The organism is Brevibacterium sp. RIT 803 (genome assembly GCF_016892625.1).
In the GTDB taxonomy this organism is placed as follows: domain Bacteria; phylum Actinomycetota; class Actinomycetes; order Actinomycetales; family Brevibacteriaceae; genus Brevibacterium.
Map to the genome: position 1 here is coordinate 220,756 of NZ_JAFEMW010000002.1, position 15,618 is coordinate 236,373.

A 15,618-nucleotide genomic window follows, 5' to 3' on the forward strand; every position below is an offset into this window, starting at 1 on the left:
AACTGGGGCGGGCGCCGACATCAATGATGCCGGCGCCCGCCCCAACAGGTGCAGATCCGCTACAGAAGTCTCGCCCTGATTCAGCAGTCTCGCTCAGGGGAACCGATCAGTTCGAGTCCGCCTGGCGTGCCTCGTCCGAGTCGAGTCCCTGACGGTCGTCTTCGTCGACCTTCTTCTCCTGCTGAGTGCTGAAGCCGTCCTTCGCCAGCTGCTTCTTCGAGGTCTGCGCCGCAGCGGCTTCGTCCTCGACAACGGTGAAGCGGATGGTCTCCGTGTACTCACGACCGTAGCGGTCCGTGCCGGTCACTTCGGCCTTGTGGGTGCCGAGGTCGAGATCAGTCGGCAGCTCGGCTCGCCACAGGTGCGAGCTTGACTGTCCTACGCTGCCCGATGTCCGCAGGTTCTGCGAGGCCGTGTACGGATCGGTGTACTCCCAGCCTTTCGCCAGCGACTCGCCCTTACCAGGCTGAGTGTGCTCGGCGACGGTATTCGACTTGCCGTCGAAGCTGACCTCGACCCGAGCATCTGATGTGCCGGCGAGGAAGCTCGATGTCAACCAGGACTCGCCCTGCTTGAGGTCCTCGCGGGTCACGACGCGCTCGGAGATCGCCTCTGGCTCTTCACCTGACTTGTCGGCGTCCTGCCAGTCCTGCGCCTTCTGTGCCCAATCGCGCCATTCTGGTGAGTTCACGCCCAGCAGCAGCTGGTGGTCATCGGACTCGTTGCGGACGGTGTAGCGTTCGCTGCGGTCGGAGCCGTCGAATTCGAGGGTTTGGACGCCCGGTTCGGATGCATCACCGGTGAAGGAGTAGGGCAGCCCGTCTGCGTTGAGTCCGCCCGAGTACCAGTCACCGGAGACGGCACCGGCGACGATCTGGGTGTTGGGGAGGGTGTCGATGCCCTCGTCGGCCCATTCCTTGCGCTGTTCACCGGCCACGAGGTTCTCCTGAGTATGCGTGTGCCCGCCGACGGTCACCGCATTCGGGTAGTCGGAGATGACGTCATAGAATTCTTTGGCGTCCTCGGCGACAACCTGTTTGTGAGTGACGATCGGCACGTGGGTCGCGATGACGACGTGGGCGTTGCTCGGCACATTCTTGAGATCGTTTTCGAGCCATTCGAGCTGCTCTGCTCCGATCTTCTCCTTGTACTTCTTCGTCGACTGGTTGCCCGAGTATTCGATGCTGTCGAGGACGACGAAGTGCGTCTTGCCGACGTCGTAGGAGAAGTGGCCGGGTCCGAACTGGTCACGGAAGGTATCGAGTGCGTGGGCGTCGTCCGGGGAATCGTAGTCCTGGTCATGGTTGCCGGGAGCAGCACGAACCGGACCATTCATCTCAGAGTAGATGTCGCGGAGCTCGTCGTTGAGGCTGAGGTCATCGCCCACATTGTCTCCGAGCAGGAGGACTCCGCAGCCCTTGTAGTCGTCACGATCGGCAAGGTCGCCGACGGCACCGTCACGGGCGTAGCCCATTTCGGTCTTGTCATAGGCCTGGGTGTCGGAGGCGATTGCGCAGTTCTGTTTCGCCGAGGCGGTTGCCGATGACTCGATCATCGGGAAGTTCACGGCCTTCGGGGTGTCCCCTGTCGGTTTGATTCCACCGAATTTGAGCTGTGGCGACCCCTTCGGCAGGTGGTTGTAGCTGAACTGCGCGAAGTTGTCGGAGTCGACCGGGACCTGCCAGCCGGCCGGCTGGGTGATGGAGACCGTCATGTTGTCACGAACGGGCAGTTCGTAGGAACCCTTGCCGTCGGTCTGCACGACATCGATGCCGTTGGTCACGGCGACGTCGGCGATGCCCGTTTCGTCTCCGTCGAGCTTCGAATTCTCGTTGACGTCATCGAAGACCTGACCCCGCAGAGTCTCAGGGTCATCGGCCTTGCCGCGGTCCACCTGCACGTGGCCTTCGTAGAGTTCGGCGGGGGAATCGGCGGCCGCTGCAGAGCTTGCGCCCACCAGCGGCGCCATCAGGGCGAGAGCGGCGCAGGCGCTGACTCCTGTCACCACACGCGGACGAATTCGTCTTTCAGACATGGAGGTCTCCTTGTATTCGGTAGTGGGAAGTTCTGCCGAGAAAAGACCCTAGGGAGGCTGTGAGACTCCTGTGTGACCGCGGCACGGCCCGTTAATGAACAACAAGTGATGTCGGAATGGCGGAGCTCGACGATCTCGATCTGCGCCGCCTCGCTCACACCAGGTCCATGACCCCGTAGGCTTGAGATCATGAGTGGTCCACCGAAAAGAGTCTTCGTCGCGCGCCTCATCGCCGTCCCCGTCTTCGACCCTCTCGGAGACCAGGTCGGGCGCGTGAGAGACGCCGTCATCGTCTACCGCGCCACCATGCGGCAGTTCCCTCGGGTCATCGGCCTCGTCGTCGAAGTTCCCGGTCGCAGACGCGTCTTCGTGCCGATGGGCAGGGTGACCTCAATCGACTCCGGTCAGGTCATCACCACCGGACTGGTGAACATGCGTCGTTTCGAACAGCGCCGTTCGGAGACGCTGGTGATCAACGACCTCCTCGACCGTCGTCTGCGCTTGCGCGAGGACGACTCCCCCATCCAAATCGAAGACGTCGGCATCGAACAGCAGGTCAACAAGGACTGGGAGGTGACTCGTCTCTTTGTGCGACGAGTCCAGGAACGCAGCGCGTTCTCGGCCTTCCGACGGCGCGGTGAGACGATGCAGATCTCCTGGTCAGACACCGAGCATCCGGCCGACTCCGACGTCGACCAGGAGGCCACACAGCTCATTGCGGCCTACCAGGATACGAAGCCCGCCGACCTCGCCGACGTCCTGTTCGAGATGAAGCCCGAACGTCGGCTCCAGGTCGCCCGCGCCCTCGACGACGTCCGCTTGGCCGATGTCATCGAGGAGCTGCCCGATGAGACACAGGTCGAGCTCCTCTCCGCCCTCGACACCGAACGTGCGGTGACCATCCTCGAGGAGATGGAGCCCGATGACGCGGCTGACCTCCTCGGCGAACTCAGCGATGAGCAGGCCGAACGGTTCCTCGCTCTGATGGAGCCTGACGATGCCGAGGACGTGCGCACCCTGCTGTCCTACGACGACGACACCGCCGGTGGGCTGATGACCACGGAACCTGTCATCCTGACCCCGGAGACCACCGTCGCCGAGGCGCTGGCCCATGTCCGACGGGAAGATCTTCCCGCTGCACTGGCAGCAGCGGTCTTCGTCTGCCGACAGCCCATCGAGACTCCGACGGGCAAGTATCTTGGCATCGTCCACATTCAGGAGATGCTGCGACATCCTCCGCACGAGGCGGTCGGCATCATGCTCGACACGGAGGTCGAGGCACTGCCTCCGGACTCGCCTCTGGGCGAGGTCACCAAGCTGCTGGCGGCGTATAATCTGGTGTCGGTTCCGATCACCGACGAGAACGATCACCTCATCGGTGTTGTCACCGTCGATGATGTCCTCGACGAGCTGCTGCCCGACGACTGGCGGGTTACCGGTCGTGATGATCTCAGGAGGGGATAGCCGTGGCTGCTGACGATTTCGACGTTCCCCGTTCAAGCAAACGCAGACTCCCCAACATCGCGATGTCACCGGAGACCTTCGGCCGTGGTGCCGAGGGCTTCGCCCGGTTCATGGGCACTCCCGCGTTCCTCGTCGGTATGACCGTGTTCTGCGCCGTCTGGTTGATATGGAACACTCTCCTGCCCGAGTCCTGGCAGTTCGATCCGCGGTCCTTGAACTTCACGCTCCTGACGTTGATCTTGTCGCTGCAGGCCTCCTATGCCGCGCCGCTGATCCTGTTGGCAGAGAACCGCAGCACAGACCGTGACCGTGTCGAGTTCGAACATGACAGGCAGCGCGCTGAACGCAACCTCGCCGACACCGAATACCTGGCACGTGAGGTCGCGGCTCTGCGCATCGCCATGCGTGAGGTGGCCACGCGCGACTTCATCCGTTCCGAACTCAAGGACCTGCTCAAGGAACTCGAAGAGGACGCGAAAGCACCTGAGGACAATCCGATCCGAAGTGACCGCCCCAACGACGAACAGGTAGGCTGAAGGCCCCGAGTTCACTGAGCGGGAAGAGAAAGGACGTGAGCACATGAGTGGGCCATCCGAGGACAACGTTCGGGAAGCTCTGACGGGCGTCATCGACCCGGAGATCCGCCGCAGCATCGTGGAACTCGACATGGTCGAGTCCATCAGCATCGACGGCGGCAAGGTCACCGTCACCGTTCTTCTCACGATCTCCGGCTGTCCTCTCAAAGACACGATCACCAAGGACACTACGGCGGCGGTGTCCAAGGTCGAAGGCGTCACCGAGGTGTCGGTCGTCCTCGGCACCATGACTCCTGAGCAGCGCACCGCGATGCGCGAGAAGCTCCAGGGCGCCGGCACGAGCCGCGAGGTCCCATTCAACAAGCCCGACTCCCTGACGAAGGTCTATGCCATCGCATCAGGCAAGGGCGGCGTAGGCAAGTCATCGATCACTGCGAACCTCGCCGTCTCTCTGGCCCAGAGCGGACTGCGGGTGGGCGTCGTCGATGCCGACATCTACGGCTTCTCGATCCCGGCGATGCTCGGACTCTCCGGCAAGCCGACCCGGGTCGATGACATGATCATTCCTCAGGTCGCACACGATGTGAAGGTCATGAGCATCGGCATGTTCGTGCCGGCCAACCAGGCCGTCGTTTGGCGCGGACCGATGCTCCACCGCGCCCTCCAGCAGTTCCTCACCGATGTCTTCTGGGGCGACCTCGACGTGCTCCTTCTCGACTTGCCTCCGGGCACCGGCGACATAGCGATCTCTGTTGCGCAGCTGCTTCCAGGATCCGAGCTCCTCGTCGTCACCACCCCTCAGCAGGCTGCCGCACAGGTCGCCGAACGCGCAGGATCTATCGCGACTCAGACCGACCAGCGGCTCGCCGGTGTGATTGAGAACATGTCGTGGATGGAGATGCCCGATGGCACTCGACTGGATGTCTTCGGCTCCGGAGGCGGCACCCAAGTGGCCGCGAATCTGTCCGAAACGATCGGTTCACAGGTCGAGCTGCTGGCTCAGGTGCCGCTGGATACTCAGGTCCGCGAAGGTTCGGACTCCGGGACCCCAGTTGTCCTTGGGCAGCCGGACTCCCCTGCCGCGCGGGAATTCGCGTCTCTGGCTTCGTCGCTGGCTCATCGCTCACGCGGCCTGTCCGGAAGATCTCTGGGCCTCAGCCCCGTCTGATCCGTCGGCTCGTCCTGATCCAGGTTGTCCTGATTGAGGTTGTCCTGATTGAAGTTGTCCTGACTGAGGTTGTCCTGACTCAGGTCGCTTCGGTATCGAATGGCGCGTTGACTGAGCGGTCACGCAGGACAGTCTGAGCCTGGAAGCGTTCGATCGGCGACAGGGCCTTCGGGCGGGACTCGGCAGCGGAATCCGCGACGTCTGTCGAACCTTCGGAACCGATCGCCTGAACGGATTTGTCGCTGTCCGCCATCGACTGCTCCCGAAGCTTCGACTCGCGGATGGCTGAATCCTCTTCGACGAGAGCCTCGCGCACGATCCGGCGTGGATCGTACTGGCGTGGATCCAGCTTCTGCCAATCGACGTCGTTGAAGTCATCCCCGAAGTCGCGACGCACACTGTCTTTCGCACCCTCAGCCATGCGACGCATCTGGCGCACCAGGTCGCGCAGCTTCTGCGCGTATTCGGGCAGGCGTTTGGGCCCGATGACGACAAGAGCGACTACCACCAGGATCAACATCTCGGTGCCGTTGATACCCAACATGAGAACAAGTCTACCGTGCACCGCAGTAGGCTCGACTCACGGTCAGCACAGGATCGGTCACACGGAACAGGAGGGAGCTGCGCGAATGGACGAAGTGGTCGTGGAACGAGTTCTGCGCATCGTCGAACTCGTGCCGGAGGGCAGCGTCGTCAATTACGGGACCATCGGACTGGTCGCCTCCTGCTCTCCGCGCTACGTTGGGCGGGTGATGAAGGAATTCGGCTCGAATGTCACCTGGTGGAGGGTCGTCAACGCCGCTGGAGTGCTGCCGGAGGCTCTGCTTCCCGCGGCTCGTGAACACTGGGATGAGGAGGGCACGCCGCACACGCATGAGAAGGTCAGCCGATCGGCCTTCGTCGGCGTCGACGATCTCGAGGAGCTGTGGCGGACCCACGGTATCGATCCCGGGAGCGGTTAGACTTGGAACCAAATGTCAGCCGAAAGGGAGGGTCGATTGTCACGCGAGAACGCAGGTGATCTCACCTTCTCCGAACAGTACAACGGGCCCGATCCGCTCTTGGACGCCGCGCGGGCGCTCTCACACGAGAACGGCCTGGCCCCGGTGTCGCAGACGACGGCGTCGACGCTGACTCTTCTGGCCCGTCTGCTCACACCTGTCGCCGCGGTCGAAGTCGGGACCGGCGCGGGCACCTCGACGTTGGCGCTGCTGCGGGGAATGCCCAACGCAGGGATCCTGACATCTATTGACACGAACTCCACAGCTCAGAGTGCCGCCCGGGACCTCATCGACATGGCAGGCATCCGACACAGCCGTCTGCGCCTGATGAGCGGGCGTGCCGAAGACGTCCTCCAGCGCCTGGCACCGAGCGCCTATGACATGGTCTTCATCGACTCGGAACCGACCAACCTCGAACGCATGATCGAGCCCGCATTGCGTCTGCTCGACGCGCACGGGCTTCTCGTCATCCACCAGACGCTGCTCAAGGGCGGTGTGGCCGACCCAGTCGACCGTTCGCCGCGGACTCAGGCGGCGCGGGGGCTGCTCAACCGGCTGGCCGAACAGGAACGCCTCGAACGCGTCCTGCTGCCCATCGGCCAGGGGCTGCTGATGGTGCAGAAGACCCGGCGGTGAATGCGGAAACAGCAGAGACTCTGCGAAGTCTCTGCTGTTCGGTTCGCTGAGCTGTTTGCTCAGCTGGGAAAATGTGCTGTGCTGCTCACTGGCCCAAGGTCTCGGCCAGGGTGTCGTGCAGATCTGTGGCTTCGTCTCTGCTGAGTTCGATCACCAGACGGCCTCCGCCCTCGACTGGGAGCCGCATCACCATGCCTCGACCTTCTTTGGTCACTTCCAGAGGTCCGTCGCCGGTGCGGGGTTTCTGGGCTGCCATGTGGGCTCTTCCTTCCGTTGATTCTGCAAAGACGGTTCACGCTCGATGGACCGAATGTTGTAGGCACGATTATTCCATGATCCGGTCAAGGACGGGTAACCCGATCGAATTATGACATCTGAGCCTGTCGGTCAGGGTGGCAGATCCGCCGGTGGAGTGAAGTGCCACAGGTAGGCGACCCACACGATCTGAAGCAGGACGAACGCGCACAGCACCGCCGCCCGGTACCCCCGAGAGCGGACGAGTGACAGGGTCAGCGCCATCGGGAACAGCGGCAGCAGCAGTCGCAGGGTCGAGGTCTGCGGAGTGAAGAAGATGAGCAGGTAGACACCATAGGCCAGGCAGAAGTACTGCAGTGTTCGGCCCATCCTGGCACCTGCCGGGGAGAAGATCAGGGCCAACATTCCCGCGATGACGACGAAGAGGAGCACCGGGCCCAGCGGGCCGATGAGACTGTTGGCCTGAGCCAACCACTGCACAAGGTAGGTCGACTCCCCCGTGTGCCATGCCGCCTCGGTATCCGTGTACGCCGTCAACGATCCCGTCGTCAACCACGCGTGGGCGGGATGGACCAGGGCCGCGACGCATGAGAGCACACCTAAGGACCAGGATCGGACCACCTCGGCGACGGGATACGCATCCTGCTTGCGGTGGGCAAAACGGTCGATCAGGTGCAGCAGCATGAAGAAGGAGAAGGCGACACCGATGGGACGAGACAGATCCATGAGGAACACGACGGGTATCGCGCTCAGGTAGCGACGTTCGACGACGAGGAAGAGCGCGGTGACCTGCAGGAGGAGCGTCACGGACTCCGCGTACCCGGTGGAGAAGATGGCGGCCGGGGGAAAGAACATGACAAGGGCCAGACCCGTCAGGGCCTGTCCCGGGTCCGTATATCTGCGAAACAAGGCAAGGATGACGATGGCGGCGAGTCCGGCTGCGACCGTCGAGACGATCGGTGAGATCACTTCGTAGCTCAGGCCGGTCACGCTTGAGAGGTTGCCGACCACGGCCGGATGCAACGGGTAGAACGCCCATTGGTTCTCTGTCACCGCTCCCGACTCATCAGTGGGCAGGATGCTCGGGTAGCCCTCCTTCGCGACTCGGCCGTACCACCCGCCGTCCCAGAAGTTGAGGAAGTCGTTGAGGGTGGTGGTGACAGGGCTTGAGGACCAGTTCGCCGGGTCCTGGCGTTTGAGGACAGCGGCGAAGATCGAGATGCTCACGATTCGTGAGACGAAATAGACGGCGATAGCCTGGACCCACACGGGCAGGGCGAGGAACAGGTTGCCGAATCGTGACAGGCGGGAGGAGCTGAAGACTTCAGGGGCGAGGGTGATTCCGGGGAGGTCGTGGGCTCTGCTCATTGCGGCCCGCGTGCGGCTTCCAACTCGTGGATGCGGGTGCGCAGCACTCTCATCGCTTCGTCAACGTCCTCCATGCGGTAGCCCCGCAGGGCGGGTCGGAATGAGAGTCCGTCGAGTTCCTCAGGTGTGAAGTCGTGAGGCAGAGGCACCCACGCTGCTTCGGTCTCCTCAGCAGATTCGGCGGAGAAGACGTTGAATGTTGCCGCCAACACGATCACGAGCACGAAGATCGCTGCGGCCACTCCGATCACAATCCACAATGGCATACGGTCATTTTCTCACAGTGGGCTCGCCTGCTCAGCGCAGGCCGCGCACGGTGTGTTTGGGCACCGCATCTCCGGTGATCGCCAGGGTCACAGCGAGGGCGTCTGCAGTGGCGCGGACGTCGTGGGTGCGGATCATCGCGACCCCCTTGGCCACGGCCAGTGCGGTGGCCGCGATCGTTCCGTGAAGTCGCTGGGAGGGTTCCACGTCGCCGATGGCCTCACCGACGAAGTCCTTGCGGGAGATTGCCAGCAGCACTGGGAATCGGGTCTCGGTGAACCTCTGAAGGTCACGCAGCAGCCGCAGTGACTGATAGGTGTTCTTCCCGAAGTCAGGTGTCGGATCGATGATGATCTTCTCAGCCGAGACACCGGCGTCCAGGGCCGCCTCGGCCAGCCCGATCACTCCGGCCAGAGTCCGGTCGACGACGTCGCCGGCGGTCAGGCCGTATCGGTTGCGGTGGGCATCGGTGCGCGGAGACAGACCGCCCGTATGCGAGCAGACGATGCCCACGTCGCTCTTCGCTGCCACCGATGCCAGCTCGGGATCGACACCGGCCCAGGTGTCGTTGAGCAGCCCGGCACCGGCCGCACAGGCCGCCTCGGCAACCTCGTGACGCCAGGTGTCGACGCTGATGAGCATGGTGGGGTGACTGTGTGCGACGGCCTCGATGACGGGGCAGACTCGATCGATCTCCTCGGCGACGGAGATCTCGCGGCCCCGGCCGGCCCGCACTCCTCCGATGTCGACGATGTGCGCGCCTTCCTTCGCAGCTGCGGCGACCGCGTCGATGGCTTCTTCGGCGGTGGACGCGGATTCGTAGAACGAGTCCGTGGTCCTGTTGATCACGGCCATGATGGCAGGGCTGCCCGGCCGTGCCTGTGACAGGTGGAAGCCGCCGAGGTGGGGGCTGGGCTGCGCTGCGCCCCTCACTGTCCGCCTCCGTCTTCGGCGATGGCAGTGCCGATGATGTCAACGACCTCATCGATGTCATCGGTGAGGGTAAACAGGTTCATGTCCCGATCGCTGATGGTGCCTTCGGACAAAAGAGTCGCGGTCATCCAGTCGATGAGTCCCTGCCAATAGGCGGTGCCGAAGAGCACGATCGGAAAAGAGGTGACCTTTCCGGTCTGGACCATGGTGAAGGCTTCGAAGAGTTCGTCGAGGGTGCCGAAGCCGCCGGGCATGACGACGAAGCCACGCGAGTATTTGAGGAACATCGTCTTACGGACGAAGAAGTAGCGGAAATTCACGCCGAGTTCGACGTGGTCGTTGAGCCCGGATTCGAAGGGCAGCTCGATGCCGAGGCCGATCGAGACTCCCCCGGCCTCCCGGGCACCCAGGTTCCCAGCTTCCATGATGCCTGGTCCGCCGCCGGTGATGATCGCGTTGCCACGGGCGGCGATTCGCCGGGCGATGTCACGGGCATCCTGATAGGCCTGCGTGTCCGCGCTCAGTCGGGCCGAACCGAAGATCGACACGGCTGGTCCGATCTCTGCCAGGGAGCCGAAGCCCTCGACGAATTCGGATTGGATCCGCAGCACACGCCAGGGGTCCTCGTGGACCCAGTCGGAGGTGTCGCGGGATTCGAGCAGGCTCTGGTCCGCTGTGGTCGTCGGAACCTGAGAGCCGCGCAGACGCAGGGACCCTTTGCTGTAGAACGCCGCGTCGATGGGTGCAGGGTCATCGGTCGGGGATTCGACCACGGCCGGAACGGTGGTGGCTGGTTCGTCGGCGGTTGGCCCGCCGGCAACCGGATCGTGCACGCCCATCGGGTCTCAGCGCCCTTCCAGGTAGTCGCGCAGCGTCCGGGCGGCCACTTCGACCTCTGTGACGGCGACATGTTCATCGGACTTGTGGGCGTACAGGGGGTTGCCTGGCCCGAAGTTCACTGCAGGCACTCCCAATGCGCTGAATCTCGAGACGTCTGTCCATCCCAGCTTCGGTGCGGGTGAGAGCCGAAGTGTGTCGATGAAGTCCTGAGCGATCTCGCGATCGAGACCGGGCCGGGCGCCTTCTGCCGCATCCGTGACGACGACGTCGAAGCCGGTGAAGAACTCGCGCAGGAAGCCCTCTGCCTCGGCCGCGGACTTGCTTGGGGCGAAACGGTAGTTCACGGCGACTGTGCAGGCATCGGGCACGACGTTGCCCGCGACTCCCCCGGAGATCGAGACGGCGGACAGGGACTCACGGTAGTCGAGTCCGTCGACGTTCACGGTCCCGGTCTCGTGCTCGGCCAGGCGTCCCAGTACTTCTGCGGCGGCATGGATTGCGTTGACCCCCATGAAGGCACGTGCGGAATGGGCACGGACCCCTGTCGTGGACACGTTGACTCTGATGGTGCCGTTGCAGCCGCCTTCGACGGAAGCGTTCGAGGGTTCCCCGAGGATCGCGAAATCACCGCCTAGCCAGTCGGGGCGGTTGCGTGAGACTCGTCCGAGTCCGTTGAGGGAGGCGTCGACCTCTTCATGGTCGTAGAAGACCCAGCTGACATCACGGTTCGGTTCGCGCAGAGCCGCGGCAGTGACCAGCGCCATCGCGACACCTGCCTTCATATCGCAGGCACCTCTGCCCCAGATGACCTCGTCGTCGGTGTAGTCGGCACCGTCCAGGTGGGTGCGCCGAGGCGGAAGGTTGTCCTCTACCGGCACCGTGTCCAGGTGACCGGCGACGACGATGCGTTCGGAATGCCCCAGCTGGGTGCGGGCGACGATCGTGTCTCCGTCGCGGAGGATCTCCAGGTCAGGTCCGGGCCCTGCACCGATGCGGTTGAGCACCTCGGCGACGGCATCGGTGATCGTCGTCTCATTGCCGGAGACCGATTCGATGGCACACAGGCGACCCGTGAGCTCGGCGGGGTTGTTGAGTGCTTCGAACAGGTAATCGGCCAGCTCACCGGTGGGGGTGAAAACGGATTCGGTCTCAGCAGATGGATCGACATTCATATCGCTTAGCCTAGTACTGCCGCTACCGACTAGTCTTGGTGGCATGACAGAACGCATAGTTTCCGCGCGTGGCTTGGCCACCCTGCACAACGACTCAGTCCTCACCGCCTGGTACCCCACCCTGAGCACGGGAGAAACTCCGGACGCCGCCGAGGAGACCGCCGTCTCCCGTGCGAACACCGACGGGCTCGATGCTCTCGTGGGCACCGATGAAGCCCGAGGCACCCGGACCGAGGTCGTGACCACGACGATCGATCTCGACGCCGGTCCCGCCTCAGCCGCCGACGCCTACCTGCGCCTGCATGCGCTGTCTCATCGTGTGGTCGCTCCCAATGACGTCAATCTCGACGGGATCTTCGGTCACCTCGCGAACATCGTGTGGACCTCGGCCGGCGCCTGCTCTCCGGAGGACTTCGAAACCACCCGCGCTAAGCTGCTGGCCAACGGTCCCGTCGCCGTCTTCGGTCTGGACAAGTTTCCGCGTATGACCGACTTCGTCATCCCTTCCGGTGTCCGCATCGCCGATGCCGATCGCGTCCGCCTCGGCGCACATCTGGCCTCGGGCACGACCGTCATGCACGAGGGCTTCGTGAACTTCAATGCCGGCACGCTGGGCTCTGCGATGGTCGAGGGACGCATCTCCCAGGGCGTCGTCGTCGGCGACGGCTCCGACATCGGCGGCGGTGCCTCCATCATGGGCACGCTGTCGGGCGGCGGCACACACCGCATCTCGATCGGCAACGGCAGTCTGCTGGGTGCGAATTCCGGTGTGGGCATCTCCATCGGAGACGACTGCATCGTCGAAGCCGGGCTCTACATCACTGCCGGCACACGCGTCACCGTTCCAGGTGACGATGAGACGGTCGTGAAGGCCTCCGAGCTCAGCGGTCAGAACAACATCCTGTTCCGCCGCAACTCCGTCACCGGTGCCGTCGAGGCGATTTCACGCTCGTCTAAGGGCATTGAGCTCAACCCCGATCTTCACTGAGCTTTCAGGCTGCTGGCCTCTATGCTGAGGCTCGCTCGGCTGCACCGCAGTCGGTTGAGCATCAACTGGCCAAGTTGGCCCTGAGGTGACACCGACGAGGGCGCGTCCACGAAAGTGGGCGCGCCCTCGTCGTGTCTCAGCTTCGGACAGCAGGCGTGAGTGTGTGAGCCCGAGCAGACATGACAATACGCCCTACGCTCGGCTGCTGAACACCGTCTTGCAATGGGCTGCAGCAGTGCTGAGTGTAGGACGCATTCGGCCAGTGGTGCCTGGTGCCACCAGCGGTGCCGGTGAAGGAGCAAGGCCTCAGTTACGGCCCTGGCCGCCGGTCGAGAGTGACGCTGGGATCAGCGCTCGTTCATGTCTTTGTAGTCGCGCGAGTAGGCACCCGTGTAGATCTGGCGCGGACGGCCGATCTTGGTCTCCGGGTCATTGATCATCTCACGCCACTGGGCGATCCAGCCCGGAAGACGACCGACGGCGAAGAGCACCGTGAACATATTCGTCGGGAACCCGAGAGCCTTGTAGATCAGACCGGTGTAGAAGTCCACGTTCGGATAGAGCTTGCGCTCGACGAAGTAGTCATCGGCCAGTGCGATCTCTTCGAGCTTCTGTGCCACCTCGAGCAGAGGGTCGCCACCGGAACGGGCCAGGACCTCGTCGGCGGTCTTCTTGATGATCTTCGCCCGCGGGTCGTAGTTCTTGTACACGCGGTGACCGAAGCCCATGAGACGCACGCCGTCTTCCTTGTTCTTCACACGCTCCATGAACTTCTCGGGACCATCATCGGACGCCGAGATCTCCTCGAGCATCGTCAGGACGGCGGAGTTCGCGCCGCCGTGCAGCGGACCTGCAAGAGCGTTGACTCCGGCGGAGATCGACTGGAACAGGTTCGCCTGCGAAGACCCGACGAGGCGCACCGTCGAGGTCGAGCAGTTCTGCTCGTGGTCGGCGTGGAGGATGAAGAGCTGGTCCATGGCCTTGACGGCCAGTGGGTCCGGCTCGTACTCCTCTGCGGGAACGCCGAAGTTCACGCGCAGGAAGTTCTCGACGAGGCTCAGGGAGTTGTCTGGGTGGATGACCGGCAGACCCATGTTCTTGCGGTGGGCCAGCGCAGCGATTGTCGGCATCTTCGCAAGCAGTCGGAATGTGGAGGTGTCGACCTGACCCTCGTCAAAGACATCGAGGTCATCTTGGTAGAAAGTCGACAAAGCCGCGACCGCAGCTGCCACCATGGGCATCGGATGCGCATCGTAGGGGAAGGCCCGGAAGAAACGACGCAGGTCTTCGTGGACGATGGTGTGACCGCGAAGCCGACCATCGAATGCGTCGTACTGTTCCTGAGTCGGGAGCTCTCCGTGAATGAGGAGGTAGCTGACTTCGACGAAGTTGGAATGCTCGGCAAGCTGCTCGATGGGATAGCCCCGGTACTGCAGAACGCCCGCGTCACCATCGATGTAGGTGATGGCCGAGGAGCTTGAAGCCGTATTGGCGAACCCTGGGTCGTAGGTGACCGCGCCGGTGTCTTTCAGCAGAGAGCCGATGCGATATCCGTTGTTGCCCGCCGAGGATGCCACCTCGGGCAGTGTCAGTTCTGTGTCCCCGACCTGCAGACTCGCATCCGATGGCATATGTTCTCCTCAGCTTGGACCCACCTCAAGAACTTCCTGAGGTGTCTTGCACAATTCCATCAAAGACTACCGATAACTGTCAGAATCAAAAAATCACAGCCACCCACTGGTACCGACCAGTAACCTACTTGAACTGGGCGTACAGAGGGTTCTCGGGCTCAAATTCGGGTCTTGAAGTGTCCGGCTTTCTGTGCGCCGAACGGCTCAGTCAGCCGCCTTGTGCAATCGCTGAGCGGCGGCGCGAATACGCTCATCGCTTGCTGTCAGGGCGATGCGCACGTGATCGGTGGCGGCCTCACCATAGAATTCGCCAGGACCGGCGATGATGCCGATTTCTGCCAATTTCGACAGCGAGTCCCAACAATTGACACCGGCGCTCGACCACAGATAAAGACCCGCACTGGAGTGATCGATGCGGAATCCGTAGGCTTCGAGTCCGCTGCGCAGCAGTTCCCGCCGAGTCCGATAGCGTTCCTTCTGCTCGATGACGTGAGCAGTGTCTCGCAGTCCGGCGATCATCGCGGCTTGGACCGGGAAAGGCACAATCATGCCTGCGTGTTTGCGCGACTTGGTGAGGTCACCGATGAGTTGACGGTCTCCGGTCACGAAGGCCGCGCGGTACCCGGCCACGTTCGACTGCTTCGACATCGAGTACACGCTGAGGACACCGCTGTGATCGTCACCGGCGGCATTGAGAATGCTCGGAGCGGGAGAATCGGATTCCCAATTCAGGAGTCCGTAGCATTCGTCTGAGGCGAGGACGACTCCGGCACTGCGGGCACGGCGGATGACCTCGGTGAGGGTGTCGGTGTCGAGCACCTCCCCGGTGGGATTGCCCGGGGTGTTGATCCACAGCAGACCGATCCCGTCGAGGGAGGCCCCGGCGGCGACGTCTGCCGCGTCGAGGCGGCGGCAGTCGACGCCGGCGATCGTGGCACCCATCTCGTAGGTCGGGTAGGCCGCCGAAGGACAGGCCACATCCAAGCCGGCCTGGCGCAGCCCCAGCAGGGTGGGCAGCCACGCCACCATTTCCTTCGAACCGATCGTGGGCAGCACCTCGGCGGCGGGGTCGAGCGAGACCCCATGCCAGTTCTGGTACCACCAGGCGATGGCTTCGCGCAGTTCATCCGTCCCCGCTGTCGTCGGGTAGCCGTGGGCATCACCGGCGTCGGACAACGCGGACTGGATCACCTGCGGTGTGGGATCGACCGGTGTGCCGATGGACAGATCACAGGCGCCGTCGGGATGTTCTGCGGCCCGATTGCGAAATTCGGTGAGCCGGTCCCAGGGGTAATCGGGCAGATTGAGGCCGAAGCGAGAAGACATA

At 63.2% G+C, this 15,618-nt stretch carries 16 protein-coding genes; 6 read left to right on the forward strand and 10 right to left on the reverse strand.

The window, feature by feature from the left end:
* Positions 1-106: 106 nt before the first annotated feature.
* Positions 107-2,035, reverse strand: coding sequence for a calcineurin-like phosphoesterase family protein (locus tag JTF07_RS08280; RefSeq protein WP_204233798.1), 1,929 nt, complete (start codon positions 2,033-2,035; stop codon positions 107-109).
* A 189-nt stretch (positions 2,036-2,224) separates the two neighbouring features.
* On the opposite strand from JTF07_RS08280, the gene JTF07_RS08285 reads away from it, so the two are divergent.
* The 3 genes from JTF07_RS08285 to JTF07_RS08295 are packed head-to-tail and all read left to right on the forward strand — an operon-like array spanning position 2,225 to position 5,203.
* Positions 2,225-3,499 carry a magnesium transporter MgtE N-terminal domain-containing protein gene (locus JTF07_RS08285; protein WP_204233799.1) on the forward strand — a complete coding sequence of 425 codons (1,275 nt, stop codon included), beginning with the start codon at positions 2,225-2,227 and terminating at the stop codon, positions 3,497-3,499.
* Between the two features lie 2 nt (positions 3,500-3,501).
* Positions 3,502-4,035: a DUF1003 domain-containing protein gene (locus JTF07_RS08290; RefSeq protein ID WP_204233800.1), complete on the forward strand. Its 534-nt coding sequence runs from the start codon at positions 3,502-3,504 to the stop codon at positions 4,033-4,035.
* Positions 4,036-4,078: 43 nt separating this feature from the next.
* The gene (locus JTF07_RS08295) at positions 4,079-5,203 is read left to right on the forward strand and encodes an Mrp/NBP35 family ATP-binding protein (protein WP_204233801.1); all 1,125 of its coding nucleotides are present in this window, start codon (positions 4,079-4,081) and stop codon (positions 5,201-5,203) included.
* A gap of 79 nt (positions 5,204-5,282) precedes the next feature.
* On the opposite strand, the gene JTF07_RS08300 is transcribed toward JTF07_RS08295, so the two are convergent.
* Positions 5,283-5,747 (reverse strand): twin-arginine translocase TatA/TatE family subunit, encoded by a 465-nt coding sequence (locus JTF07_RS08300; protein ID WP_204233802.1) that lies wholly within the window; start codon positions 5,745-5,747, stop codon positions 5,283-5,285.
* A gap of 85 nt (positions 5,748-5,832) precedes the next feature.
* On the opposite strand from JTF07_RS08300, the gene JTF07_RS08305 reads away from it, so the two are divergent.
* Together JTF07_RS08305 and JTF07_RS08310 are read left to right on the forward strand one after the other, a co-directional pair.
* Positions 5,833-6,165: an MGMT family protein gene (locus JTF07_RS08305; protein WP_204233803.1), complete on the forward strand. Its 333-nt coding sequence runs from the start codon at positions 5,833-5,835 to the stop codon at positions 6,163-6,165.
* Positions 6,166-6,201: 36 nt separating this feature from the next.
* Positions 6,202-6,840: an O-methyltransferase gene (locus JTF07_RS08310; protein WP_198395466.1), complete on the forward strand. Its 639-nt coding sequence runs from the start codon at positions 6,202-6,204 to the stop codon at positions 6,838-6,840.
* Positions 6,841-6,925: 85 nt separating this feature from the next.
* Here JTF07_RS08310 and JTF07_RS08315 read toward each other — a convergent pair whose 3' ends face one another.
* The 6 genes from JTF07_RS08315 to dapE form a co-directional block, all read right to left on the reverse strand.
* Positions 6,926-7,096 (reverse strand): DUF3117 domain-containing protein, encoded by a 171-nt coding sequence (locus tag JTF07_RS08315; protein ID WP_009881711.1) that lies wholly within the window; start codon positions 7,094-7,096, stop codon positions 6,926-6,928.
* Between the two features lie 131 nt (positions 7,097-7,227).
* Positions 7,228-8,463 carry a hypothetical protein gene (locus tag JTF07_RS08320; RefSeq protein ID WP_204233804.1) on the reverse strand — a complete coding sequence of 412 codons (1,236 nt, stop codon included), beginning with the start codon at positions 8,461-8,463 and terminating at the stop codon, positions 7,228-7,230.
* On the reverse strand, positions 8,460-8,729 hold the full coding sequence (locus JTF07_RS08325) for a DivIVA domain-containing protein (protein ID WP_204233805.1): 270 nt from the start codon (positions 8,727-8,729) through the stop codon (positions 8,460-8,462). Before JTF07_RS08325 ends, JTF07_RS08320 begins: the two co-directional genes overlap by 4 nt.
* Positions 8,730-8,760: 31 nt before the next feature.
* The gene (gene folP, locus JTF07_RS08330) at positions 8,761-9,660 is read right to left on the reverse strand and encodes a dihydropteroate synthase (protein ID WP_204233806.1); all 900 of its coding nucleotides are present in this window, start codon (positions 9,658-9,660) and stop codon (positions 8,761-8,763) included.
* Entirely contained in the window at positions 9,657-10,499 is an 843-nt protein-coding gene (locus JTF07_RS08335) for an LOG family protein (protein WP_252199626.1), read from the reverse strand. Before JTF07_RS08335 ends, folP begins: the two co-directional genes overlap by 4 nt.
* Before the next feature lie 6 nt (positions 10,500-10,505).
* On the reverse strand, positions 10,506-11,672 hold the full coding sequence (gene dapE / locus JTF07_RS08340) for a succinyl-diaminopimelate desuccinylase (RefSeq protein WP_204233807.1): 1,167 nt from the start codon (positions 11,670-11,672) through the stop codon (positions 10,506-10,508).
* Between the two features lie 43 nt (positions 11,673-11,715).
* Between dapE and dapD the strand changes: the two genes are divergently transcribed.
* Positions 11,716-12,660 carry a 2,3,4,5-tetrahydropyridine-2,6-dicarboxylate N-succinyltransferase gene (dapD, locus tag JTF07_RS08345; RefSeq protein ID WP_204233808.1) on the forward strand — a complete coding sequence of 315 codons (945 nt, stop codon included), beginning with the start codon at positions 11,716-11,718 and terminating at the stop codon, positions 12,658-12,660.
* A gap of 347 nt (positions 12,661-13,007) precedes the next feature.
* Here dapD and JTF07_RS08350 read toward each other — a convergent pair whose 3' ends face one another.
* Together JTF07_RS08350 and dapC are read right to left on the reverse strand one after the other, a co-directional pair.
* Entirely contained in the window at positions 13,008-14,291 is a 1,284-nt protein-coding gene (locus JTF07_RS08350; protein ID WP_204233809.1) for a citrate synthase, read from the reverse strand.
* 204 nt (positions 14,292-14,495) lie between these two features.
* The gene (gene dapC, locus JTF07_RS08355; RefSeq protein ID WP_204233810.1) at positions 14,496-15,617 is read right to left on the reverse strand and encodes a succinyldiaminopimelate transaminase; all 1,122 of its coding nucleotides are present in this window, start codon (positions 15,615-15,617) and stop codon (positions 14,496-14,498) included.
* Position 15,618: the final 1 nt, after the last annotated feature.